The organism is Acinetobacter sp. 1000160 (assembly GCF_000588715.1).
Taxonomy (GTDB): domain Bacteria; phylum Pseudomonadota; class Gammaproteobacteria; order Pseudomonadales; family Moraxellaceae; genus Acinetobacter; species Acinetobacter courvalinii.
The window spans coordinates 365,291-390,410 of record NZ_JFWP02000002.1 but is presented as its reverse complement, the minus strand read 5'-3'; the positions used below and the strand labels follow the sequence as shown (position 1 = coordinate 390,410).

The 25,120-nt window shown below is 43.7% G+C and carries 23 protein-coding genes; 9 read left to right on the top strand and 14 right to left on the bottom strand.

What is annotated here, in order from left to right; translation table 11 throughout:
* Positions 1-5: 5 nt before the first annotated feature.
* Genes J699_RS13120 through J699_RS13135 form a run of 4 tightly spaced genes read right to left on the bottom strand, consistent with a single transcriptional unit; the run spans position 6 to position 3,870 of the window.
* Positions 6-659: a 3-oxoacid CoA-transferase subunit B gene (locus tag J699_RS13120; protein WP_032882759.1), complete on the bottom strand. Its 654-nt coding sequence runs from the start codon at positions 657-659 to the stop codon at positions 6-8.
* Positions 659-1,327 carry a 3-oxoacid CoA-transferase subunit A gene (locus tag J699_RS13125; protein WP_032866865.1) on the bottom strand — a complete coding sequence of 223 codons (669 nt, stop codon included), beginning with the start codon at positions 1,325-1,327 and terminating at the stop codon, positions 659-661. The genes J699_RS13120 and J699_RS13125 overlap by 1 nt, the downstream gene beginning before the upstream one ends.
* A 47-nt stretch (positions 1,328-1,374) precedes the next feature.
* Complete coding sequence (locus J699_RS13130; protein ID WP_199948790.1) at positions 1,375-2,658, bottom strand: MFS transporter; 1,284 nt, start codon at positions 2,656-2,658, stop codon at positions 1,375-1,377.
* Positions 2,659-2,715: 57 nt separating this feature from the next.
* Complete coding sequence (locus J699_RS13135) at positions 2,716-3,870, bottom strand: acyl-CoA dehydrogenase family protein (protein ID WP_032866843.1); 1,155 nt, start codon at positions 3,868-3,870, stop codon at positions 2,716-2,718.
* A gap of 315 nt (positions 3,871-4,185) precedes the next feature.
* Here J699_RS13135 and J699_RS13140 point away from each other — a divergent pair, with 315 nt between their 5' ends.
* The 6 genes from J699_RS13140 to J699_RS13165 all read left to right on the top strand — a co-directional run bounded on the left by J699_RS13140 (position 4,186) and on the right by J699_RS13165 (position 10,765).
* Entirely contained in the window at positions 4,186-4,974 is a 789-nt protein-coding gene (locus J699_RS13140) for an enoyl-CoA hydratase (RefSeq protein ID WP_032866841.1), read from the top strand.
* A gap of 29 nt (positions 4,975-5,003) precedes the next feature.
* A complete protein-coding gene (locus J699_RS13145) occupies positions 5,004-5,765 on the top strand; it encodes an SDR family oxidoreductase (RefSeq protein WP_032866839.1) in 762 nt (253 codons plus the stop codon).
* 61 nt (positions 5,766-5,826) lie between these two features.
* Entirely contained in the window at positions 5,827-7,350 is a 1,524-nt protein-coding gene (locus J699_RS13150; RefSeq protein WP_032866837.1) for a 3-hydroxyacyl-CoA dehydrogenase, read from the top strand.
* Positions 7,351-7,364: 14 nt separating this feature from the next.
* Complete coding sequence (locus J699_RS13155) at positions 7,365-8,570, top strand: 3-oxoadipyl-CoA thiolase (RefSeq protein WP_032866836.1); 1,206 nt, start codon at positions 7,365-7,367, stop codon at positions 8,568-8,570.
* Positions 8,571-8,677: 107 nt separating this feature from the next.
* On the top strand, positions 8,678-9,520 hold the full coding sequence (locus J699_RS13160) for an IclR family transcriptional regulator (protein ID WP_009515938.1): 843 nt from the start codon (positions 8,678-8,680) through the stop codon (positions 9,518-9,520).
* A 69-nt stretch (positions 9,521-9,589) separates the two neighbouring features.
* Entirely contained in the window at positions 9,590-10,765 is a 1,176-nt protein-coding gene (locus J699_RS13165; protein ID WP_032866835.1) for an MFS transporter, read from the top strand.
* Positions 10,766-10,791: 26 nt separating this feature from the next.
* Here J699_RS13165 and J699_RS13170 read toward each other — a convergent pair whose 3' ends face one another.
* Both J699_RS13170 and J699_RS13175 read right to left on the bottom strand, forming a co-directional pair.
* A complete protein-coding gene (locus J699_RS13170; protein ID WP_005231232.1) occupies positions 10,792-11,637 on the bottom strand; it encodes an IclR family transcriptional regulator in 846 nt (281 codons plus the stop codon).
* A 162-nt stretch (positions 11,638-11,799) separates the two neighbouring features.
* Positions 11,800-13,017 carry a CaiB/BaiF CoA transferase family protein gene (locus J699_RS13175; RefSeq protein WP_032866834.1) on the bottom strand — a complete coding sequence of 406 codons (1,218 nt, stop codon included), beginning with the start codon at positions 13,015-13,017 and terminating at the stop codon, positions 11,800-11,802.
* A gap of 329 nt (positions 13,018-13,346) precedes the next feature.
* On the opposite strand from J699_RS13175, the gene J699_RS13180 reads away from it, so the two are divergent.
* Both J699_RS13180 and J699_RS13185 read left to right on the top strand, forming a co-directional pair.
* Positions 13,347-14,498: an acyl-CoA dehydrogenase family protein gene (locus J699_RS13180; protein ID WP_032866833.1), complete on the top strand. Its 1,152-nt coding sequence runs from the start codon at positions 13,347-13,349 to the stop codon at positions 14,496-14,498.
* Positions 14,499-14,560: 62 nt separating this feature from the next.
* A complete protein-coding gene (locus tag J699_RS13185; protein WP_005287105.1) occupies positions 14,561-15,811 on the top strand; it encodes an MFS transporter in 1,251 nt (416 codons plus the stop codon).
* Positions 15,812-16,015: 204 nt separating this feature from the next.
* Here J699_RS13185 and J699_RS13190 read toward each other — a convergent pair whose 3' ends face one another.
* Positions 16,016-17,167 (bottom strand): winged helix-turn-helix domain-containing protein, encoded by a 1,152-nt coding sequence (locus tag J699_RS13190; protein WP_032866830.1) that lies wholly within the window; start codon positions 17,165-17,167, stop codon positions 16,016-16,018.
* 91 nt (positions 17,168-17,258) lie between these two features.
* Entirely contained in the window at positions 17,259-18,035 is a 777-nt protein-coding gene (locus tag J699_RS13195) for an AraC family transcriptional regulator (protein ID WP_032866827.1), read from the bottom strand.
* Between the two features lie 150 nt (positions 18,036-18,185).
* On the opposite strand from J699_RS13195, the gene J699_RS13200 reads away from it, so the two are divergent.
* Positions 18,186-19,409, top strand: a complete 1,224-nt coding sequence (locus J699_RS13200) for an MFS transporter (RefSeq protein ID WP_032866824.1) — start codon at positions 18,186-18,188, stop codon at positions 19,407-19,409.
* A gap of 68 nt (positions 19,410-19,477) precedes the next feature.
* Here J699_RS13200 and J699_RS13205 read toward each other — a convergent pair whose 3' ends face one another.
* The 6 genes from J699_RS13205 to J699_RS13230 form a co-directional block, all read right to left on the bottom strand.
* Positions 19,478-20,890 (bottom strand): molybdenum cofactor biosysnthesis protein MoeA, encoded by a 1,413-nt coding sequence (locus J699_RS13205; protein WP_032866819.1) that lies wholly within the window; start codon positions 20,888-20,890, stop codon positions 19,478-19,480.
* 231 nt (positions 20,891-21,121) lie between these two features.
* Complete coding sequence (locus J699_RS13210) at positions 21,122-21,988, bottom strand: cysteine ABC transporter substrate-binding protein (protein WP_009515876.1); 867 nt, start codon at positions 21,986-21,988, stop codon at positions 21,122-21,124.
* Between the two features lie 34 nt (positions 21,989-22,022).
* On the bottom strand, positions 22,023-22,859 hold the full coding sequence (locus tag J699_RS13215; RefSeq protein ID WP_416202131.1) for a transporter substrate-binding domain-containing protein: 837 nt from the start codon (positions 22,857-22,859) through the stop codon (positions 22,023-22,025).
* A gap of 84 nt (positions 22,860-22,943) precedes the next feature.
* Positions 22,944-23,675 (bottom strand): amino acid ABC transporter ATP-binding protein, encoded by a 732-nt coding sequence (locus J699_RS13220; protein ID WP_032866814.1) that lies wholly within the window; start codon positions 23,673-23,675, stop codon positions 22,944-22,946.
* Positions 23,672-24,343, bottom strand: coding sequence for an amino acid ABC transporter permease (locus J699_RS13225; protein WP_032866812.1), 672 nt, complete (start codon positions 24,341-24,343; stop codon positions 23,672-23,674). Before J699_RS13225 ends, J699_RS13220 begins: the two co-directional genes overlap by 4 nt.
* Positions 24,333-24,992 carry an amino acid ABC transporter permease gene (locus tag J699_RS13230; RefSeq protein ID WP_032868215.1) on the bottom strand — a complete coding sequence of 220 codons (660 nt, stop codon included), beginning with the start codon at positions 24,990-24,992 and terminating at the stop codon, positions 24,333-24,335. The genes J699_RS13225 and J699_RS13230 overlap by 11 nt, the downstream gene beginning before the upstream one ends.
* Positions 24,993-25,120 lie beyond the last annotated feature (128 nt).

The window sequence follows — 25,120 nt, the reverse complement described above, 5'->3', positions numbered from 1 at the left end:
TTCAGTTAAGCCACTCGCGCATCAATCAATGGACAGGCTGTCAGCGCCTGTAATTGTTCAAAACTTAAACCTGATACCATTTCCTTGACATAGGCTTGCTGATCTTTGAGCTCAATAATGCATAAATCGGTGTAAATACGGTCGACACATTGCTCGCCAGTAATGGGATATGTGAGTGCTTCAACAATTTTTGCCTCACCTTTTTTAGTCACATGTTCCATATACACATAAATACTTTTAGCGCCCCCCGCCAGATCCATTGCCCCGCCTACAGCAGGTACATCATCAGCTTTGCCGGTGTGCCAGTTGGCTAAATCCCCATTGACCGCAACCTGAAAGGCACCCATGACACAAATATCCAGATGCCCGCCACGCATGATGTCGAACGAATCACCATGATGCATAAAACAGCCTCCCTGCAGTAAGGTCACCAACTCCTTGCCAGCATTAACCAGATCCTCATCTTCTTCTCCAGGTTGTGGAGGTGGCCCAAAAGCCAGAACACCATTTTCAGAATGCAGGAATATCTCCTTATCCTTAGGCAGATACTTGGCGACATTGGTGGGAAGGCCAATGCCCAGATTGACATATGCACCTTCAGGAATATCCTGTGCAATCAGCATGGCAATCTCTTCACGAGAGCGTTTTTGAACTGACATTAGATATCTCCTACTTTCACAACATGTTGTACAAAGATTCCCGGAGTAATAATGCACTCGGGATCGAGTGTTCCTATCTCAACCGTATCGTTAACCTGAACAATGGTGGTTTTTGCAGCCTTGGCCATAATCGGGCCAAAGTTTCGTGCCGCCTTGCGATAGGTTAAATTGCCCCAGCGATCGGCTTTATCGGCATAAATCAGGGCAAAATCAGCATCAATCGGATATTCAAGCACATAGTTTTTCCCATTAATGCTGCGGGTTTCTTTGCCTTCAGCAATTTTGGTTCCATAACCTGTCGGGGTAAAAACTGCCCCTAAACCCGCACCTGCGGCCTGGATACGGCATGCCAGATTGCCTTGGGGTACCAGTTCCAACTCGATTTTTCCTGCGCGATACAAGTCCTGGAATACTGTTGAACCTGCTGACTTTGGAAATGAGCTGATCATCTTCTTTACACATCCGGCGATGATCAATTTTGTTAATCCCCGATCACCGGAAGCGGCATTGTTATTGACAATGGTCAGCTCTTTTTTTCCCAGATCAATTAAGGCTTCGATGAGCTCTGCAGGTTGACCTGTAACCCCAAAGCCACTGGTCATGATGGTCGCTCCATCAGGAATTGCCTTTAAAATCGGTTCAATATTGCTAGTGATTTTATTTATCATCTCACTTATCCCTTTTCATCCTTAAATTGAATTAACAGATCAAATCGTTATTCGGCTTTTTGCGGGTTAAATAACCGGTCTTTAATAAATAACAATGGAATTACGCCGCAGATAAAGTAAGCACCCGCCATCACTAATAGACCTAAACCAATCGAGCCATTTTGAGATAGAAAACCAATTGTTAATGGAGAGAAAATAGAAAGTACTTTACCAATGTTATAAGCGCCACCCACTGCCGAGCCCCGAATAGAGGTCGGGAAACTTTCTGTCATATAGGTGGCATTAATTGCGTAAGGAATACCGTAAAGGAAACCGAAGAACAGCATCATCCATAAAATATTCGTTGGTGTATTTAAGTAGACAATGACTGGAATAAATAAGGCTGTACCAATGGTTCCGAAAGCGAATACAGCACGGCGCCCTAATTTGTCGGCAACGATTCCTGCAATCACTTTGGCAAACATCATAATCAGGAAAGTACCGACCATATACATGGCCATTTCTTTAAACTTGATACCAAGATCAGACTCTAAATACGCCGGTAACCAGTTACTTACCCCGTAATAACCGAACTGCAATGCACCTGTACTAATAATCCAAAGTACAAACATGGTGCCGTGTTTCTTATCTCTCAAAATTTCAAGATATGGGTTTTGACGTTTTTTAGGTTGGTTACTTTGAGCGACTTCTAGCGCTTTTAATTGACGTGCTTTTTTCCAAGACTCAGGTTCAGGTACACAAAAGTGCATTAAAATTGATAACACCACAGGCGTAATTGCAATCCAATAAAGGAAACGCCAGCCATGTTCAGGAATAATATGACCTGCTAATAAAGTCGCTAACAAAGAACCTAAGGTATAACCTGTCATAAGTGTAGCCAAAACAGTCGAGCGATGTTTGGTTGGCACCATTTCTGACATTAAAATATTACAGGCAATATAGAGCGCACCTAAGCCCATCGCCCCAAAAGTTCTTAAAACTGCAAATTGCATATAAGAATCAGTAAAACCCAGCGCACTAGTTAAAACTGAAGAATAAGCAATAAAGAATACAATGATGCGGACCCGACCAAAGCGGTCACAGGCCCAACCACCAATCAGGCCACCAATTGCTGAACCTAAAAGTGTTAAACTACCTAATGTTCCCGCCTGTACACCTGTTAAATGAAATTCTGTTTTAAGACTGGTCAGGCTCAATGCCAAAAAACCCAAATCTGCCCCGTCACATAACAATGTTAAAAAAGCGAATATAAATGCGGTAATCCAAATCTTTTTAGGTGTTTGAATCGCTTCCCCGCGATCAATTTTTTGTGTAGCTGTATCTGTTGTCATGTCCATATCCTCAGCAAGAATATGAGGCATCCCCTGCCTCATGGCACTTGATTTTTATTAGGTCGTCGCTTCCCGAATCATGTTTTTTGCAATAATTAATTGTTGAACCTGCGTCGTTCCTTCATATAAACGGAACAGGCGTACATCGCGGTAAAAACGCTCAATTGCATATTCACTGATATAACCCGCACCTCCATGAATCTGCACACAGCGATCAGCCACGCGCCCACACATTTCAGTGGCGAACATTTTTGCGCAAGACGCTTCTGTACTAATGTTTTCGCCATTATCTCGGCGGCGAGCTGCATCCAGCACCATACATTTGGCTGCATAAATCTCGGCTTTTGAGTCGGCCAACATGGCTTGGATTAACTGGAAGTTTGCAATAGGTTGACCGAACTGCTTACGTTCGATGGCATATCGTAGTGCATCGTCTAGCATACGTTCTGCCACACCCACACTGTACGCGCCAATATGTAGTCGACCTTTGTCCAGAACTTTCATGGCGGTCTTAAAACCAACGCCTTCGACGCCACCAATCAGTGCAGTCGCAGGTACACGACAATTTTCAAAAATCACATCACAGGTATGAGAACCTTTTTGCCCCATTTTCTGATCGATTTTGCCCAGACTAATGCCTGGTGTATTTGCTTCAACCAAAAAAGCAGAAATACCACTGGCACCTTTAATGTCAGGATTGGTGCGGGCCATAACGGTAAACGTCGCCGCATGGGGTGCATTGGTAATAAAACGTTTGGTGCCATTTAGAATATAAAAGTCACCGTCTTTAACTGCACTGGTTTTTAAAGAGGCAGCATCTGAACCGGCTTCAGGTTCAGTCAGACAAAATGAACCAATAATTTCACCGCTGGCATAGCGTGGCAGATACTTTTGCTTCTGTTCTTCTGTACCATCAATCAGAATCGCGCTAGAACCAATGCCATTATTGGTCCCAATCAAGGAACGAAATGCAGGTGAGGTTTGTCCAAGTTCAAATGCAACATTGACCTCCTCTTCCATGGTGATTCCCAAACCACCATATTCCTCCGGAATCGTGAGTCCGAATAAACCCAGCTCACGCATTTGCTGCACAATGTCATCAGGAATCTTGTCCTGCTCAGCAACTTCATGCTCACGCGGAATCAATTCATTTTTTACAAAGTCGCGAATTGTTGTAAGCAACTGCTGCAACATCCCTTCATCACGGATCATCTGTGATCTCCCTTTTTATGTACTTGCATCGTATTCCTCAGAGCTACTTCCCATCTGATTGCAGAGACGATGTTTTAAATCTTGTTTACTGTGGATGTGTTTCATAGTACGAGAATAAAAACCCAAATTTCAAGTTTTTTTGAAAATTAATTTCGTTAAACGAAATTTAAAAACCAACCAATACTAAATATCAAATACTTACCTAAATAAAACCCTAAAACCCCGAGGAGACAAATAAAAAATGCTTGAAATAAATTTCAAAATAAGCATGATTAAAACAATATAGTTTTGATGTGCGAAACAAGGAATTCAAAAATGAGCGAAATAACAGGGAATAATTTCATTGAGCTTGATTATTCCACTCCGCAAGTGGCGATTGTCAAAATTAACCGTCCCGATGCCAAAAATGCACTGAATACAGAAGTCCGCAAGCAACTGGCTCAGGCATTCACCGAGTTAAGTTTCAATGATGATATTCATGCCATTGTGCTGACAGGGGGTGAAGAAGTGTTTGCTGCGGGAGCAGATCTCAAAGAAATGGCAACAGCCACATCAACTGAAATGTTACTTCGCCATACCGAGCGCTACTGGAATGCAATTGCCCAATGTCCGAAACCTGTCATTGCTGCAGTAAATGGTTATGCGCTTGGTGGTGGCTGTGAACTGGCGATGCACGCCGATATTATTATCGCGGGTAAAGGCGCAACCTTTGGTCAACCTGAAATTAAAGTCGGCTTAATGCCAGGTGCAGGTGGTACCCAACGTTTATTTCGCGCTGTAGGGAAATTTCATGCCATGCGCATGATTATGACAGGTGCCATGGTCAAGGCAGAAGAAGCATATAGCATTGGACTGGTGTCTCAAGTTACGGAGGATGACCAGACCATTGCAACTGCGATCCAGATGGCACAAAGTCTGGCAAAAATGCCCCCAATTGCCTTACAACAACTCAAGGAAGTCGCCTTGATGAGTGAAGATATTCCGCTGAATGCCGGACTGGCACTCGAACGTAAATCATTCCAGCTCTTGTTTTCGACTGAAGATAAAAACGAGGGTATTCAAGCCTTTATTGAAAAACGAAAACCGTCTTATCAAGGTAAATAATTTAAAGAGATAATCACAAAGGAATGAAAATGAGCAGAAAAGTATTGATTAGTGCAGGTGGTTCCGGGATTGGACGATGCATTGCCGAAGCATTTTTAAATAATCATGATGAAGTTTTTGTTTGTGATATTAGCACTAAAAGCCTAGAACAGTTTCAACAAGACTATCCAAAACTGCATATACATAGCTGTGATTTGGCTGATCAAAAACAAATTAAACTGATGTTTAGCCAAGCAGTTCAAAAACTTGGCGGAATTGATATTTTAGTCAACAACACGGGCATCTCAGGCCCGACTGTTGCCGCAGATGAACTAAGTTTTGAAGACTGGAACGCGGTGATTAATTTAAACCTGAATAGCACTTTTTTAATTACCCAGTTAGCCATTCCTTATTTAAAAAAAGCACAGGCAGGCGTAATTATTAATATGTCGTCAATTGCCGGCCGCTTAGGCTATCCATACCGATTGGCCTATTCCACTTCAAAATGGGGCCTGATCGGTTTTACCAAAACGCTCTCTATGGAACTTGGTGCAGACAATATTCGCGTTAACGCCATTCTTCCGGGTGCGGTTGATGGTGATCGGGTTCAGCGTGTATTACAGGCCCGTGCCGATGTAGCCCATACCTCACTTGAGGAAGTGACTCAAAACGCACTGAAAAATCAGTCACTCAAATACTTTGTCGATCCAAAACATATTGCAGATTTGTGTCTGTTTCTGGCCTCAGATAGCGGACGTTCAATTTCAGGCCAGATTTTACCGATTGATGGTGACAAGCAATGCCTAAGCTAACTCACCCAACCCTATTTTTCCGTTTAATTTCAAATATAGATTAATCATCAGGATGATCGACATGACTTATGATATTAAAAGCATGGCTGTGATTGGTGTCGGGATTATGGGCAGCGGAATTGCCCAAATTGCTGCCCAGTCAGGCCATATCACTTATCTATACGACACCAAAGCAGGTGCAGCTGAACAGGCAAAAGATAAACTGGCAGCAACCTTCCAGAAGCTGGTGGATAAGAATAAAATTACAACTGAACAAGCGGCAGCAGCAAACAAGAACTTAGTTGTTGCGCATCAACTGGAAGATTTAAAAGACTGTGACCTGATTGTAGAAGCGATTATTGAACGTCTGGATATCAAACAAAGTTTGATGCAGCAGCTTGAAGCAGTGGTTTCTGAACACACCATTTTAGCATCCAACACCTCCTCTCTTTCGATTACTGCAATTGCCGCGAACTGTAATAAACCTGAACGTGTGGCCGGTTTTCATTTCTTTAATCCCGTTCCGCTCATGAAAGTGGTTGAAGTCATTCAAGGCTTGAAAACCGATCCGGCGATTATTAAAGCATTAATTGAACTGTCTCGCGCATTTGGTCATCGTGCTGTCGTGGCCAAGGATACGCCTGGATTTATTATTAACCATGCTGGTCGCGCTTATGGCACCGAAGCACTTAAAATTTTAAATGAAAATGTTTGTGACATCAGTGAAATTGACCGTATTTTACGCGATGGTGTCGGTTTTAGAATGGGACCATTCGAACTGATGGATCTCACAGGACTGGATGTTTCCCATCCGGTCATGGAGTCGATTTATCATCAATATTATGAAGAAGCCCGCTACAAACCCAATCCACTGACCAAACAAATGCTGGAAGCAAAACAGCTTGGACGTAAGGTCAAGCAAGGTTTTTATAATTATGCAACGGGTGAAAAAACAGGTGAACAACCTGCCCAGTTTGTAGAGCGTTTAGCACAATACCCTAAAATTTGGATTGCAGCCGATTTTCCTGAAGATAAAAAACAGCTCGAAGATTATTTAACTCAACAAAATATCGACATAGACACTAACCCCGAACCTCAAACAGATAGCTTATGTTTACTCGCTTGTTATGGGGAAGATACAACTCAAGCGGCGACTCGCCTAGGAGTTAATCCTGCGCAAGCTGTTGCTATAGACATGCTTTATGGCATTGGTAAACACCGCACCCTAATGCCTTCACTTATTACCAAACCTGAATATCGTCAAGCAGCTCACTCTATTTTCAATTTAGATGGAAATCTGGTCAGTGTGATTAATGAAAGTATTGGCTTTGTTGCACAACGTGTTTTAGCAATGGTCATTAATTTAGGCTGCGATATTGCCCAGCAAAATATTGCGAGTGTGGATGATATCAATGCCGCAGTACGTCTTGGCTTAGGCTATCCATTTGGTCCAATTGAATGGGGCGATCAAGTCGGCAGTGAAAAAATCTTACTCATTCTGAACCGTATAACAGCACTTACGTATGACCCGCGCTATCGCCCTAGTCCGTGGTTACAGCGTCGTGTCGCACTTCATTTACCTCTTACTTTTATTTACGAGTCTTGAAAAGGAATTTCTCCATGTTAAATGCCTATATCTATGAGGGTTTACGTAGTCCCTTTGGCCGTCATGCCGGTGAACTTGCCTCCATTCGTCCTGATGATTTAGCTGCAACCGTTATTCAAAAGTTGCTAGAAAAAACTGCTGTACCCGGTGCTGATATTGAAGATGTGATTTTAGGTGATACCAATCAGGCGGGTGAAGATAGCCGTAATGTGGCGAGGAATGCGTTATTACTTGCGGGATTACCTGTCACTGTGCCGGGCCAGACAGTCAACCGCTTATGTGCCAGTGGTCTGGGTGCCGTAATCGACTCGGCACGTGCCATTACCTGTGGTGAAGGCGATCTGTATATCGCAGGGGGTGTGGAAAGTATGTCACGCGCACCTTTTGTCATGGGTAAAGCGGAAAGTGCTTATAGCCGTGATGCTAAACTTTATGACACTACCATTGGCTCACGCTTTCCCAATAAAAAGATTATTGCCCAGTACGGCGGACATTCAATGCCGGAAACCGGTGATAACGTTGCAGCCGAGTTTGGTATCAGTCGTGAACAAGCCGATCTATTTGCGGCCCAATCACAAGCCAAATATCAAAAAGCCAAACAAGAAGGTTTCTTTGCCGATGAAATTACGCCGATTGAGGTATTTCAGGGTAAAAAATTACCGCCTAAACTGGTTTCAGAAGATGAACATCCTCGCCCAAGCTCTACGGTTGAAGCCCTCACCAAACTAAAACCGCTGTTTGAAGGTGGCGTAGTGACTGCGGGTAATGCATCAGGGATTAATGATGGTGCAGCAGCTCTGTTGATTGGTTCAGAGGCGGCTGGCAAACAATATGGTTTGAAGCCAATGGCAAAAATCTTGTCTGCAGCAGCGGCCGGGATTGAACCGCGCATTATGGGTGCAGGCCCGATCGAAGCCATTAAAAAAGCAGTTGCGCGTGCTGGCCTTACTTTAGATGACATGGATATTATTGAAATCAATGAAGCTTTTGCTTCACAGGTTTTATCCTGCCTAAAAGGCTTGAATGTTGATTTTAATGATCCACGTGTCAATCCGAACGGAGGTGCGATTGCTGTTGGTCATCCACTCGGTGCTTCTGGTGCCCGTCTTGCCTTAACAGTTTCACGTGAACTGATACGCCGTAACAAGAAATATGCTGTGGTCAGCCTATGTATAGGTGTCGGACAAGGTCTAGCGATGGTGATTGAAAACGTTTTATAATCATGTCATTGACACTCCATTCATCACAACGACACAGTGATGAATGGATTTATTTTGCAGAGCGAAATATAATGGCAAGCTATTGCTTTATTATATTTGAGTATCGAATGTCTCAGAAATCAGAAACTGAACAACCCATAAATTTTGATGAGATACGCCTAGATCCGATTTCACATATTCATCGGGAAAATAACCCACAATTTATTGCTTCTTTGGCACGCGGTTTAGAACTGCTACGCTGTTTTTCGGTCAACAATCAAGTGCTGGGTAACCAGGAACTGGCCAAGATGACCGGTTTACCCAAACCAACCATTGCCCGGATTACCAATACTTTGGTGTCCTTGGGTTATTTGAAACAATTGCCGGGCTCAACCAAATATACACTGGATATTGGGGTTTTATCTCTCGGTTATGCCGCCCTGTCCAATATCTCCATCCGTAATATTGCGCATCAATATATGGAAGAGATGAGCCAGTATGTTCAGGCGCCTGTGGCCATGGCCACACGTGACCGCCTGAATATGGTGTATATCGATGTGGTCCAGACCGAAACCGCATTAAATATGCGTCGCCCGATCGGATCAACCTTACCCCTGCACAGTAGTTCGATGGGACGGGCTTGTTTAGCCGCAACTCCTGAACGTGAACGTAATTTTTTACTTGATGCGCTTAAACAGAAAAATCCTGAAAACTGGCCTGCTATCAAACGTTCTCTGGAACGGGCATTCCGTGATTATCAGGATTATGGCTACTGCCTGTCTCTAGGCGAATGGCATAAAGAAGTGAACTCGGTCGCCGTGCCTCTGGTCAGCTCGAAACATGGTCTTTATGTGTTTAACTGCGGCGCCCCAAGTTTCCACTTAAATCCGGAAAAACTCGAAGGTGAAATTGGACCACGTTTAATCCATATGGTGCATAACATTCAAGATGCCTTGAGTGAAACGCATTAACACAGCCAGATTGAGCGATGCCTGATCATGGTTGAGGATTAACATGCCAATTTCATTGTGACAATAGACATGATGAAAAATGCACTCTATACCCCGACCATCATCCTGATGGCAATTGCAGCAGGTATCTGTACCGGCGGCAATTATTTTAGCCAGCCCTTAATTCATTCGATTGGCCTGAGCATGAATCTGGATGAAACCACCACGGCCTGGGTGCCCACGCTGGCGCAGATTACCTATGCCTGTGGTTTGCTGTTCCTGATGCCTTTAGGCGATATTCTGGAAAAACGTAAACTGCTGTTTAGCTTTATGTTACTGGCAGCATTCGGACTGATTCTCAGTGGTTTTGCCACTAATATTTATCTTTTAATCTTGGGAACCATCATTACCGGCCTGTTCTCCAGCTCGGCACAGCTGTTATTACCTCTTGCCGCCAGTCTGGTTCCGATCCAGCAGAGCGGACGCGTAGTGGGCTTCCTGCTCAGTGGCCTGATGATGGGGGTTTTACTGGCGCGTTCCCTTTCCGGGCTGATGTCTACCCTGTTTGACTGGCATGTAATTTACCTGCTGAGTGGATTTCTATTACTGGCCATTGCGATTATCCTGTACCGTAATATCGGATTGTTTCCCCCAACCAAATCCGAGAACTATCTTTCCAGCATACGTTCACTGCCACAGATTTTTCTCAATAATCCTCGCCTTAGAACACGCACCTATATCGGGGGGTATACTTTTGCCTGTGTCAGCCTGATTTTTACCACCATGTCGCTGCTGTTAGCGCCTGCGCCCTATTTTTTTAGTGATTTTAGTATTGGTTTATTTGGGTTCGTCGGTATTCTGGGAACCTTTATTGCCAATTTTTCAGGCAAGTTTATTGATCAGGGCTATGTCCATAAAATTTCGGTTTATTGTGGCCTTGGGCTGATTTTAAGCTGGCTGTTCTTCCTCCTGCTTCCCTATCATTTTCTCTTTTATATCCTTGGCTTACTTCTGCTCTACGCTGCATTATCGGCAGTCCATGTCACCAACCAGAGTATTGTATTTAAACTTAATCAGGAATTACGTTCACGCTTTAATGCGCTGTATATGACAGGGTATTTTGCAGGTGGAGCGCTCGGTACTACGGCAGGAAGCTATGCCTGGAAACATTTTGGCTGGACAGGCGTTTGTATTCTGGGACTTGTTTTTGCGGTTTTATGTTTATTTTTCTGTATTCGGGATGCCAAAAGCCAGCATATTGAATGATGTTGGCTTTTTTAAAGCGATAAGATTTAACTAATCTCGGTACGGATATTATTCACCATATGTAATAAACGTGGTGCAATATCTTCCTCAAGTTTTTCACGGTTCATGATAAAGCTTGGTCCACCACAGTTAAACACCAGCAAACCATGCTGTTCATGAACCAAGGGCACAGCGACCGAGTTGACATCCTTATGCCATTCACCTACGGAAAAACAATAGCCAAAGTCCTGATAATCCTTAAAGGCCTTATCCAGATCGCGGTTAATCTTGATCCAGTCCTCTTTATGCTTGCTACGAATCGCATCCAGCAAAAACTCCCGCTCATCTTCAGGCATGGCAGCCAGACAGGCACGTCCCATGGAGCTCAGATGAATGGGTAAATAGGTCCCCACCTGACGGCGCATGGTCATATTGCCTTTGCCCTGTACCACATCCAGATAGATCATATTCAGGCGATCACGTGTAGCCATGGCAACTGCGGCACCGGCATAGTCCGCCAGATTTTTCATATAAGGATGTGCTATTGAGCGGATCGACACATTGGACAGCATGGAATAACCAAAAGCTAAGACCCCAACCGAGAGCTGGAATTTACTTGAATTTGGCACCTGCTTGATATAGCCCAAACGCGATAAGGTATGGGTCAAACGGGTAATGGTTGGCTTGGGTAAACCCGTCATCTGCGCCAGTTCCTGATTGCCCAGATGTTGATGCTTTGGAGTAAAGCAACGTAGCAACTCTAAACCGCGGGCTAAAGCCGTGATAAATTGACGGTCATTTTCATCCTGCATGTCTTCAATCGGATGCAATAGTTCATGCCTTAAAGGCGCTAATAATTTTTCTGTCTGTTCTGCATCTACGGCATCATTCATGATTCTACCAATCTACTTCTTTATTTCGCACTGCGAAAATTATAATCTATTTTTTCTATAATAAACAGTTAAAAGCATTTTCTGCTTTATCCGGGCAGGCAAAATAATGGTCATCCACAGCCCATGCCAAAATACAGATGCATTTTGACATAGGTGCATGCTTTATCCAACAATCCCTTTCAGCTTGAGTTGCTGCAGTTTTTCCGGTGAAAGTATCCGGCTGAGAATCGTATCGGTATGTTGCCCCAATAAAGGCGGTGCAGTTTTATACTCGACTGGCGTTCTTGAAAGTTTAATCGGCGATCCAATCACGGTCAGCTTTTCGCGTTGAGGATGCTGCATTTCAACCAGCATTTCCCTTGCCTGCACCTGTGGCTCCTGAAAAGCCTGCTCCAGATTATTGATCACACCCACCGGAACTTTGGCGGCATGAATGAGAGCAACCCAATCATCGGCACTCTTGCTTAAAAAATGTTTGGATAAAATTCCGATGATTTCCTCACGATAGCGGATACGGTCGGCATTGCGTCGAAATCGGGGATCATTCGGTAAATCAGCTAAACCGATACTGCTACATAACTGAATAAACTGGGTATCATTGCCACAGGCAATAATAAACTCCCGATCAGCAGCTTTAAACACTTGATAAGGCACGATATTGGCGTGTGCATTACCATAACGCTTCGGGATATTTCCGGATGAAAGATAATTCATGCCCTGATTGGCCATGGTGGCAATTTGTACGTCAAGCAGCGCCATATCAATATACTGTCCCAAACCTGTCTCATGGCGGTTAAGCAACGCAGCTTGAATGGCAATGGTTGAATAAAGCCCGGTCGCCAGATCCGAAAACGCCACCCCGACTTTTTGCGGACCGCCACCCGGTAAATCATCCTTTTCACCAGTGATGGACATTAATCCGCCCATGCCTTGGATAATAAAATCATAACCGGGCTCTTCTGCACGTGGGCCATTTTGTCCAAAACCGGTAATTGAACAGTAGACCAGACCAGGGTTAATAGCAGCTAAAGACTCATAGTCCAGACCATATTTTTTTAACGAACCCGCCTTATAGTTTTCAATGACAACATCGCTATCCTGAATTAAAGCCTTGATCAGCTCCTGCCCTTCAGGACTGGCAATATCAATCGCCACCGAGAGCTTGTTCCGGTTGGTCGACTGATAATAAGCTGCCTCTTGCGTGTCTTGTCCTGAATTATCCTTCATCCAGGGTGGTCCCCAAGATCGGGTATCATCTCCAAGCCTTGGCCGTTCTACCTTGATCACTTCTGCACCCAGATCAGCAAGTATCTGGCCACACCACGGTCCAGCCAGCACCCGACTCAAATCAAGTACACGAATTCCATTTAAAGCACCCATGTTTATCCCTTCAATTTACAGCTTATTTCCCAGAAGAAAACTTATTTAATAAAAGTTTCGCATAGCGATATATATTTTTAATATACAAACAAGCTTTATAAAAATCAAACCCTAATTTTCCATTAAAAAATATGATTAATTTCCAATAAATATAGATGAATTAAATCAACAGATTAGAAAAAACAAAATATAAATAATATATCGCATTGCGAAATTTATTTTCAAAATATGTTGTTTTGCGGCTTTTCTTTGATTACTATCGCATCAATATTGATGATTTTACGAACACCGTATGGCTGTTTTTAGCTGTATGTACAAAGGATATGACTATGATTCGTGATCAGGAAACGCTGAACCAGCTGGTCGATATGATTCGGCAGTTTGTTGAAGGTGTTTTAATTCCTCATGAGAATGAAGTCGCTGAAACAGATGAGATTCCTGAAGATATCGTTGAGCAAATGAAAGCTCTCGGATTATTCGGTTTAACCATTCCAGAACAATACGACGGACTTGGGCTGACCATGGAAGAAGAAGTCTATATCGCCTTCGAACTTGGTCGTACCTCTCCTGCCTTTCGTTCTCTTATTGGAACGAATAATGGCATTGGTTCTAGTGGACTCATTATTGATGGGACTGAAGCACAAAAATCTTCTTTCTTACCCCGTTTAGCACGCGGTGAAGTGATCGGCTCTTTTTGCTTGACCGAACCGGAGGCCGGCTCGGATGCTGCCGCCCTAAAAACAACTGCAGTTAAAGACGGCGATTGCTATGTCTTAAATGGAACCAAACGCTTTATTACCAATGCACCACATGCAGGTGTATTTACAGTGATGGCGCGAACTAGTCCGGATATTAAAGGTGCAGGTGGTATTTCGGCCTTTATCGTGGACAGCAGCACGCCGGGGATTTCTCTCGGTAAACGCGATAAAAAGATGGGACAAAAAGGTGCACATACCTGTGATGTGATTTTTGAAAATTGTCGCGTACCCACTTCGGCATTGATTGGTGGCGTAGAAGGCGTTGGTTTTAAAACGGCGATGAAAGTTCTGGATAAAGGCCGACTGCATATTGCAGCGCTCAGTGTCGGAGCAGCAACACGGATGCTGGATGATGCATTGAATTACGCGATCGAGCGTAAACAGTTTGGTCAGCCGATTGCCGAATTTCAACTGATTCAAGCCATGCTGGCTGACTCTAAAGCCGAAATCTATGCAGCCCGATGTATGGTGCTGGATGCAGCACGCTTACGCGATCATGGGCAAAACGTTAGCACTGAAGCCTCATGCGCCAAAATGTTTGCCACTGAAATGTGCGGTCGCGTGGCGGATCGTTGTGTACAGATTCATGGCGGCGCCGGCTACATCAGTGAGTATGCCATCGAACGCTTTTACCGCGATGTCCGTCTGTTCCGTTTATATGAAGGTACTACGCAAATTCAACAAATGATTATTGCCCGAAACATGATCCGGGCGGCCTCTTAATCAATTCCCCAGCACTTTAAACGACTTAAGGTGCTTTAAAAATCAAATGTAGGTAATGGATTATGGCTACACACGACAACTCACCCGTTTCCGCTGTACAGGCCCGCACCTGGAAAATTGCTTTTATTTTTGCCTTTCTGGCTCTACTGGTCGATGGTGCCGATTTGATGCTGCTGTCTTATAGCTTAAACAGTATCAAGGCAGAGTTTGGCTTAAGTTCGGTTCAGGCTGGAATGCTGGGTAGTTTTACCTTGGCAGGTATGGCAATTGGCGGGATTTTTGGCGGCTGGGCATGCGATAAATTCGGACGCGTCCGCATCGTTGTGATTTCTATTCTCACCTTTTCGCTATTAACGTGTGGCTTGGGTTTTACCCAAAGCTTTATGCAATTCGGAATATTAAGATTCTTTGCTTCACTTGGTCTGGGTTCACTTTATATTGCCTGTAATACCCTCATGGCAGAATATGTTCCTACCCGCTATCGCACCACTGTACTCGGCACCTTACAGGCTGGCTGGACTGTGGGATATATTGTAGCAACGCTTCTGGCTGGCTGGATTATTCCTGATCATGGCTGGCGTATGCTGTTTTATGTCGCGATTGTTCCGGTCATGATTGCCGTATTGATGCATCTGCTTGTTCCAGAACCTGAAGCATGGCAGCAGTCCCGTTTAAAACAGTCAAATGCCCCAGCAAATACCGAAAAAACTTCTGCCTTCAAACTGATCTTTCAAGATAAACGCAATCGGAACATGTTTATTTTGTGGGCTTTAACCGCAGGTTTCCTACAGTTCGGTTATTACGGCGTAAATAACTGGATGCCGTCCTATCTGGAAAGTGAACTGGGCATGAAGTTTAAGGAAATGACCACGTATATGGTCGGCACTTATACTGCCATGATTCTGGGTAAAGTACTGGCAGGGATGATGGCAGATAAACTGGGTCGCCGTTTTACCTATGCCTTTGGGGCAATTGGCACTGCGATTTTTCTCCCGCTGATTGTGTTTTATAACTCTCCAGACAATATTCTGTTTTTACTGGTCACATTCGGCTTCTTATATGGCATCCCATACGGCGTAAATGCAACCTATATGACTGAGAGTTTCGCGACTGCTATCCGTGGTACCGCGATTGGCGGTGCGTACAATGTCGGTCGTTTAGGTGCCGCAATTGCGCCAGCCACCATCGGCTTTTTAGCCTCTGGCGGTTCGATCGGTTTGGGTTTTGTGGTCATGGGTGCAGCCTACCTGATCTGTGGTGTGATTCCGGCACTGTTTATCAAGGAAAAACAATATGATCCACAGAACTCTTAAAAGGATATTACTGAACATCATGGGGTAGCGTTACGCGATGATGGCTTGAATATACTGATCTGTTCAATGTATTCATGCAGGAGAATTCATCTTCTTCTTACCCAAAAGCTTAGGGTATTGATCACTCTAAGATTGAACTTTTTAGGTAAACCTAGTCCTCTCGAGGGCTAGGTTTAAAAAAAGCAAACCTATCAATGGCAAGCGTTAACGCATTAAATGGCTGATCTTTTCTACATCAATCACCGTACACTGATTAAATTCAGCGAAACGCTGTAACTCCAGCTCTAAAGCGTTGATAAAAGCCTCCCAATCCTGCATATTCGGATCTTCCAAATGCAGAGCAATGACTTCTAGTCGCTTTTCACGTCGATGCACTTTACAATCGATACGACCCACAAAGCGATCTGCATACAACAGCGGTAAACAAAAATAACCGTATTGTCTTTTGGCGGCGGGGACATAGCATTCGATGCGATAATTAAAGTCAAATAAGCAATCCAAGCGCTCCCGATGAATCACCAGATTATCAAAAGGAGACAATATTTTTAGTTCCGGCTGAATGATGGGCTGATGTTCCAATATTGCTTTGGCAGCATAAACCGTCTGTCCATTTTCGAGTTGCAAAACCTTCACCAAACCCGCATCAATATAGTCATCCAGAACAGTACGCATTACATGACGTAGCTCTTTTCCCTTTAAATGTAATAACTGTTTCCATGTAAATACGCCATGGGCCCGTATATTCATTTTTAACAAATAATCAGCATATTCATGCAAGGACGGTGTGCTGAGATCGATGCCCTGAGGTATACAACGCTCCGTCAGGTCATAGACTTTCTCCATCCCGTTACGCTCACAAATCATCAGGTCGCCTTGCATAAATAACTGTTCAAGCGCTTTTCGGCTTGGTCCGGCATTCCACCAGCCAGCAGAACCTTCCCGCGTTTGCTTTTCCATCTGTCGAAGCTGAATTTTACCTTCTGCCCTGACCCGTGCCAGAATTTCATTCATCAAACGCTGATCTGCTCTGAAATAGCGGCTTTCGCCATTTCGGATTGCATTCATCAACGGTATGGCATAACGATAATCCCGCATCGGCAGATAAGAAGCTGCATGCGCCCAGTGTTCAAAAATCAGTTGCTGTTGCACCAGCTGATTTAAATGATCCAGCTGATAATCAGGCACCCGATTCCACAAGACATGGTGATGGGCACGCTCAACCACTGAAATTGTATCAATTTGCACATAGCCCAGATGTTCAATCGCGTTCAGGGTTCCGGATAATCCCTCACCGAATATGTCATTTTTGTGCAGACCTTGATGAGACAAGGCCAAAGCTTTTAATAATGAAAGCATAGTTTTATCATTTATATTGTTTTCGTGAATTCAGAGGAAGGCTCATGCATTGAGTCAACCCAGCCCCTATACATTAACACATCCGGCCTGATCATTTGGCTTGTATATAAAAGCGTGGCGCCTGACCTAAAGAACGTTTAAATGCTGCTGTAAATGCACTGCTACTGCTATAACCAAGCGCAATTGCCACCTCGGTGATCGACTGTCCCAGCTCCATACGCGTCAGGGCATTGAGTAAACAAGCCTGTTGCCGCCAATGGCTAAAACTCATCCCCGTCTGTTGCCGAAAAATTCGGGTGAAATTACGACGGCTCATCCCGACCCGTTCGGCTATCTCATCTAGATCATGATCTAAGCTCGGTGCTTTTAATAGTTGCAGACATAATGCTGCCAGACGTGGCTCTTGTGGTAAAGGTGCATTCAACGGCAACTCAGGCATCAAGGCAATTTCTGCAATAATCAGTTGCATCAAATAATCATCCCGCCCGCCCAATTCATATTCAGCAGGCAAATCTACAGCGCTAGATAACAGTTCATGTAATAACGGCGATACATTGATCACCGCACAATCACAAGGTAAACCGGCCTTGCTTGCAATGTCTGGAAGTATATAGGCACTACGGGTTTTGGTGAGTCCCCCCATGTGTACCTCATGGTCAATTCCAGCGGGAATCCAGAGTGCCCGTTTTGGCGGCACCACCCAGCTGCCTTTACTGGTCGTGACGGTTAATACCCCTGTGATCGCATACAGGCATTGTCCCCGGGCATGACTATGGCTTGCCAGAATTTGGCCATCCACATAATCATTGCCCGTTGCCATCACATTACGGGCGACATCCTCAAAATCGTTGACCTGAATATTACGCATTGCCTTGGTCCTTCAAAATGGCCTGAACTCGATACTATATGTCCCAAATATGATTGTGGGCCGCTTTCAGTTCAGTTTAGGATATAAATACTGAAAAACAAACCTTCTTCAATATCACGATTTAAGCTAAAACAGCATGTTGGAGCACACATGGCAAATCATACAGGGACGCTTGAGAACACAGGTCCACAAGCGCAATGTCCACCACAGGATCAACCACAAAAATTCGTGTTAGGTATTGTCGGTGCAGTCGCATTTGCCCATCTCTTAAATGACTCGATTCAGGCGGTGGTGACTGCAAGTTATCCCCTGCTCAAAGCAGAGTTTTCATTGAGTTTTGCCCAGATTGGCTGGATTGCTTTGGTTTATCAAATCACGGCCTCATTATTACAACCGTGGATCGGCCTATATACCGATAAACATCCTAAACCGTATTTACTCCCTGCCGGGATGTTTGCCACGCTCATTGGCATTGGACTGATGGCAACAGCAGGCAGTTATTACAGCCTACTTTTTGCTGCAGCACTGATTGGGGTGGGTTCATCTACCTTTCACCCTGAAGCTTCCCGTATTGCGCGTACGGCTTCGGGTGGCCGTTTTGGTACGGCGCAATCCATGTTTCAGGTTGGCGGAAATACCGGTTCAGCCCTTGGCCCCTTAGTCGCCGCTGCCGTGATTATTCCTCACGGACAAGGTGCGATTGGCTTATTTGTATTAGTCGCTGCTTTAGCTATTTTTGTGTTGTTACGCGTAACCAAATGGCTGGTTAAACAAGCACCTGTACAACGCCTCGCCAGTCAACGTGCTATTTCGACCTTGACGCGTCAACAGGTGATTCAGGCCATGGCAGTGATCTGTATTTTACTATTTGCCAAGTTTATTTATATCGCAGCCATTACCAATTATTTTACCTTTTACCTCATTGAAAGATTTAATGTTTCAATTCAAACCTCTCAGCTCTACCTATTTATATTTTTAGGTGCTGTTGCACTCGGTACTTTTGCAGGTGGTCCAGTCGGTGACCGTATCGGACGTAAAGCCGTGGTTTGGGTGTCTTTCCTAGGGATTGCGCCATTTGCCCTGATGCTGCCTTATGTCGGCCTAACGGGAACTGCCATTCTGGTGATTATCATTGGTCTAGTGATGTCTTCTGCTTTCTCTGCGTTGGTGGTCTATGCTCAGGAAGCGGTACCCGGCCGGGTGGGCATGGTCGCAGGCTTAATGTTTGGACTGATGTTTGGCATTGGCGGAATTGGCGCAGCAGGTTTAGGCCATTTGGCGGATACACATGGCATTGTCTGGGTCTATAAACTTTGTTCTTTCTTACCTTTGTTAGGCTTTATGACTGCGTTATTACCCAACACTAAAAAGTAATTTTTATCTTCCCAATCAGACAACAGCCACTCTCGGCTGTTGTCTGACTTGTAAAACATTAAAGTGATTCAGACCTGATCTATTTTAATAAAATATACAGATTCACCAGACTGAATCGGCGGCTCTGCAAATGGAACAATAATAATGCAATTGGCAGCAGCAAAACCATCGATCTGAAAAGCTTGTTGTGGAATGACCTGTAGCGAATATTGACCATCTGCTTCAAACTGGTAGCGTCCCCATAGTAATGTTCTATATTTTGAATCAGGCTCAAGCTGCTGGTCGATCCTGCCTTGCAAATACAGATTCTCAAAAAAATCAGGATCATGCTTATTTAAAATATATTTCACAAATACGTGCATCAACAACGCAACGTCATGCATATTACCCGGTAGGCTGATAATTGTCGTTCGATCTTCAGTGATCTCGGTACGTATTTCCCTTAACTGCCCACGTTCACCATAACGATTTACGACCTGAGTGAGTCTAGGGCTTCGGTCATTACTCTGAAAAATCCGGAATTCACTGGCTGGCACAGAACAGGTCGTAACGGGACCATCACCATTGCCTTGATAAAAGTTAGCCAGCTTTGAAAGCCCTAATCCAGAACCATAATGATTTAAAGGTGACCAACATAAAATAATGTCAAACTCAGGAATTTGCTCGTCAAAAAACTGATGATATTCGTCCCAAGCGGAAGTCAAGCTTCCATCTAATGCGGGATGTCCAGCTTCTTGATGGTAATTAAATGCCCCGTCATAACGTGCCGGTTTATGCGGTTTAATTTCAACCTCGCCATACCCCCATGTTTTTAACAGATCTTTGAGGTATAAGCATTCTTCACTGATTTCCCCCGCTTGATCGAAAGGAAACATATTAACAATCAGGATTTTAGGGTGTCGATAAATAGAAAGCTCTGTAATACCCGCACGTCTGAGTGCGACTAAGCGTTCAGGTGTAATTTTCTGATTTTTTGCAAGGATTAAATCGCCTTGTTTAAACACACTGCCTTGTTGAATAACACCTTGCATCGGCGCAATTGTTTTTTTTATTTTTACACCGCTGCTCTTACCAGAGAAATCTAAGCGCTTATCCTGTTCTAAAATAATAGTATCTACCCCTTCAGGAAGTCTAGTAAATTTAGGGATTTTGATTATATATCTGTCCAGATCGAGTTTATAAGGATTAATAGAGTGATATAACTGCTGTGTCCAGAAATACAAATCTCTTTCTATCACCAGATTTTTTGAACTAACCTGCTGAGTGATATTCGAATCAATGCCCCAGCCTTCATAGGCAGAAAAATTATGCAGGGGAAAATCTTGTAATGCATAAAGATCATCGGTATTGATCTGATTAAGGGCATCATCCAGCTTAACCCGCTGTTTTACATTTCCTTTTGGCAAATATTGATGAATGCGGTAAAAGGCATCCGTTAATCTACAGGGAAGGTTTTCAGGTACAGGCAATCGATTGAACATCTATATTATTCCGCAGCGTACTGATAAAGTGAGTACGACTCTATTATTTATAATGATAAAAATATGGCAGCTTTTTAAAATATGATTATCCCTTCATACTGAAGAATAAAGATATTAAAGAAAAAGCCCCAGCAAAAAAGCCAGGGCATTTTAAATGATTTATTATAAAAATAGCGCTTAATATATAAGCAGTTAAAACCTATACTTTTATAGCATTGAAGGTAATTTAAATCATTCAATAATTAAATCTTTGGCTGGGATACCCTCACCATAAACAGGTTTTAAAGTTTTTTCATAAGCTTGATGAATAACCCCCTCTTTAGCCAACTTTTCTAAATCCTGGTTTAACCAATCCAGCAATTCTTTATTGCCTTTTTGTACAGCAGGTGCAATTAAATCTTGCTCACCCAGATTGGTAATGCCGACGGTGTAATTTGGATTTTCTTTCGCCCAGGCCAACACCAATAAATTGTCATGTGCCAAAGCAGCACCGCGACCATCTTTTAGCGCATCAAAGGTTTCGGTATTTTGCTCATATTTTTGCAGCTTAATTTCAGGATGTTGCTTGCTAAAAAAAGAGTCCGCTGTGGTGCCCTTATTCACCAATAAAGTCTGATCCTTTAATTGAGCAATATCCGTAATCGGTTTATTTTTTGGAGACACCACACCTAAGGCAACTTTTAAATAAGGCTTGGCAAAATCCACCACTTGCTTACGTTCAGGGGTCACGGTGAAATTGGCAAAAATAATATCGACTTTATTGGCTTTCAGATATTCGACACGATTGGCAGCTTCAGTCAGTACAAACTGAACCTTGTTTTCATCTCCCAATAAATCCTTGGCCACATGCTTGGCAATTTCCACATCAAAACCCTGGTTTTTACCTTGTGCATCCAGATAACCAAAAGGCGGCTTATCGCTAAATACGCCAATACGAACCACACCATTTTTCTTGATCTGCTCGATACTGGAAACCTGAGCTGAGCTATCCGCTGATTTTTCTGCTGACTGTGGGGTCTTGTTACATGCGGTGAGACCCAGACTGAATACAGAAGCCAGCAACAGTTTTTGAATATTTGAGAATGTTATTGTCTGCATATCGTTACCTCTATTTTTAACCTTTTCATTTATGTTATTGCTTCGCTAAATCGACATCTAAAAAGATATTAGGATTCACTTTTTCACCGTATATCGGCTTTAAGGTTTGGTCATAAATCTTTTGAACTTCGCCCGTGCTGCGTAGCTGTTTGATTTCATCATTGAGCCAGTGCAGCAATTGGGTATTGCCTTTTTTCACGCCTGCGGCGATAAAATCTTCATTGCCAATCTGTGGAATACCGACCACATAATCCGGATTCTTGGCAGCCCATGCCAAGGCATAGGTACTGTCTTGGGAAATCGCATCACCCCGACCATCGGTGAGTGCATTAAACGCATCGGTATTTTGTTCAAACTTCAACAAATGCACTTTCGGATAATTTTTAGTGAAATAGCTGTCCGAGCTTGAGCCTTTATTCACAATTAAAGTTTTGCCTTCCAGACTTTTCACATCGGTAATGGCTTTGGCTTTAGGTGAAACAATGCCTAGCGATGCCTTTAAATAGGGTTGGGAAAAATCCACCACCTGTTGACGTTCGGGTGTCACAGAGAAGCTGGCAAAGACCACATCAACTTTGTCTGACTTTAAAAATTCAACCCGATTGGCTGCTTCTGTGACGACAAACTGGATTTTATTTTCATCTCCGAGCAAATCTTTGGTCACACGCTTCGCCAAGGCGACATCAAAGCCCTGATTTTTGCCTGCACTGTCCACATAACCAAACGGTGGGTTATCTGCGAACACCCCAACCCGTAGCACGTCATTTTTCTTGATCCGCTCCAAGGAGCTGTCTGCTGTACTCGTTTTGGATTCTGTTGAAGCCGGTTGATTACATCCTGTTAATATGCCTGCCACCAGCACACAGCTCATGCCAAGCCTTACCGTTTTTATTTTCGATGTATTGCCAGATCGTCCGGCGACTAAATGTAATCTCATCACGTCCTCTGATTGCTTTTAATAATTCAAGATATTTAAAAAAGTTTTGGCCCGTTCCGTCTGCGGATGCTGAAAAAAATCCTCTGGGGTGCTTTGCTCAATAATCTGGCCTTTGTCCATAAAAATAATGCGATCTGCCACTTTGCGAGCAAAGCCCATTTCATGCGTAACAATCAGCATGGTCATGCCCTCTTGTGCCAGTTTCAGTACTACATCCAGCACTTCGCGTACCATTTCCGGGTCTAAGGCCGCAGTAATTTCATCCAGTAGAATGACTTTGGGCTGCATCACCAAGGCACGGACAATGGCAATCCGCTGTTTCTGCCCACCTGATAGATTAGATGGATAATCATATTTACGATCCAGTAGACCCACGCGCTGTAATAACTGATCTGCCAGTTGTTCCACTTCTGCGCGTTGGCGTTTTTGTGCTTTTAGCGGACCCAGCAGAATGTTATCAATCACATTCATATGCTTGAACAGTTCATAGTTCTGAAACACCATGCCAATCTGCTGACGTACGCGATCCCAAGGCAAGTCCTGCCCAAGCACGCCCACATCTTTGAGCTGAATTTCTCCCTGCTGAATCGGTTCCAGCCCATTGATACAGCGTAACAAGGTACTCTTTCCACAACCGGATGGTCCCAGAATCACCACCACTTCACCTTGTTGCACATTCAGATCAATGCCATGCAATACCTGACTTTGCTTATAAAATTTATGTAAATGCCGTATCGATAACAAAGTCATGCGTTTTCCCACACTTTTTCTAAATGCGCTGCTAAAAGCGATAATGGATAACAAATCAGGAAATAAAGAATAAAGATAAAACCGTAGATCCATAACGATGCGCTAGGGACCGTTAATAATGAATTTTCAATAATCTGCTGCCCTACCTTCAGCACTTCCACCATACCGATCAATACTGCCAAAGAGCTGGTTTTGATCATGCGGGTAAACAGATTCAGTGCGCCCGGGGTAACCCGTTTTAAGCTTTGCGGGAAAATTACATAAACCAGAGTTTGTACATGATTTAGTCCTACGGCATAAGCTGTATCACGTTGATGCTGATCGATCGAAGTGATGGAAGCACGAACCAGATCTCCCATTTCCGCGGTTCCCCATAAGGTAAAGACAAAAATACAGACCCAAAACGATGACAACTGCCAGTTAAACCATGTCGCCAGACCAAAATAGAACACAAATAACAGCACCAGAATCGGCACAATCCGAATGGTTTCCAGATAGAAACGGCACAGGATCTTGACCAGCAAATTTCTGGAGGTCATGATCACCCCAAAAATGGTGCCGAAAATGGCAGATAAGAATACCGATAAAAAGGCAATTTCAATGGTTTGCAACAAGCCATACAGTAAACGCTCGACATGGCTCGGTTGAAATAAATACTCAAGTCCCATGGCTCACCTTACGACTGCGATATTCCAGATAACTGGTCAGCGCTGAAACGGGTAGCAAGATCATTAGATAAGCCACGATTAACAGAAATAAAGCTTCGGTGGTTTTGTAATCCATCCCGATCAGATCTTTGGTCACAAACAGCAGTTCTACCACTGCTATTGCACTCAACACCGAGCTTTCTTTAATCAGGAATAAACAGTTTGCGCCAATGGCAGGAATGGACAGCGATAACGCTTGGGGAAATACCACATATTGAAAGACTTGCACGGCGTTTAATCCTACACTTCGGGCCGAATCAATTTGCCCTTGCGCAACGGACTGTAAACCCGCACGGAAAGCTTCTGCCATGTAGCTCCCCCCAAGAAAAGTCAGGCCAATCACACCACAGGCAAAACCATCCAGTTTGATGCCGATCTTGGGCAAACCGTAGTAGAGAAAAAATAGCTGAATGAGCAAAGGGGTATTGCGGGAAACCTCGATATAGACTTTGACAATTTTATTGAGTATCCGGACCTGATATGTGCTGATGATGCTACAGATCAGCCCAAGCAGAATAGAGAGTACAATACCGATAAAGGAGATTTTTAAGGTCATGAGGGTGGCCGCATAGAACTGCGGCAGCACACTCTGTATATACTGCCAATCCAAAGAAAACATCCGAATGAAAAATTGATTCTTTTGATAAATACATTGTTGTTATTTATCTTTGGATGAGTCTAATCTGGTTGAAAATTCACATAAAATATTATTATTTGCTAAGCTTTGCTGAAATTATA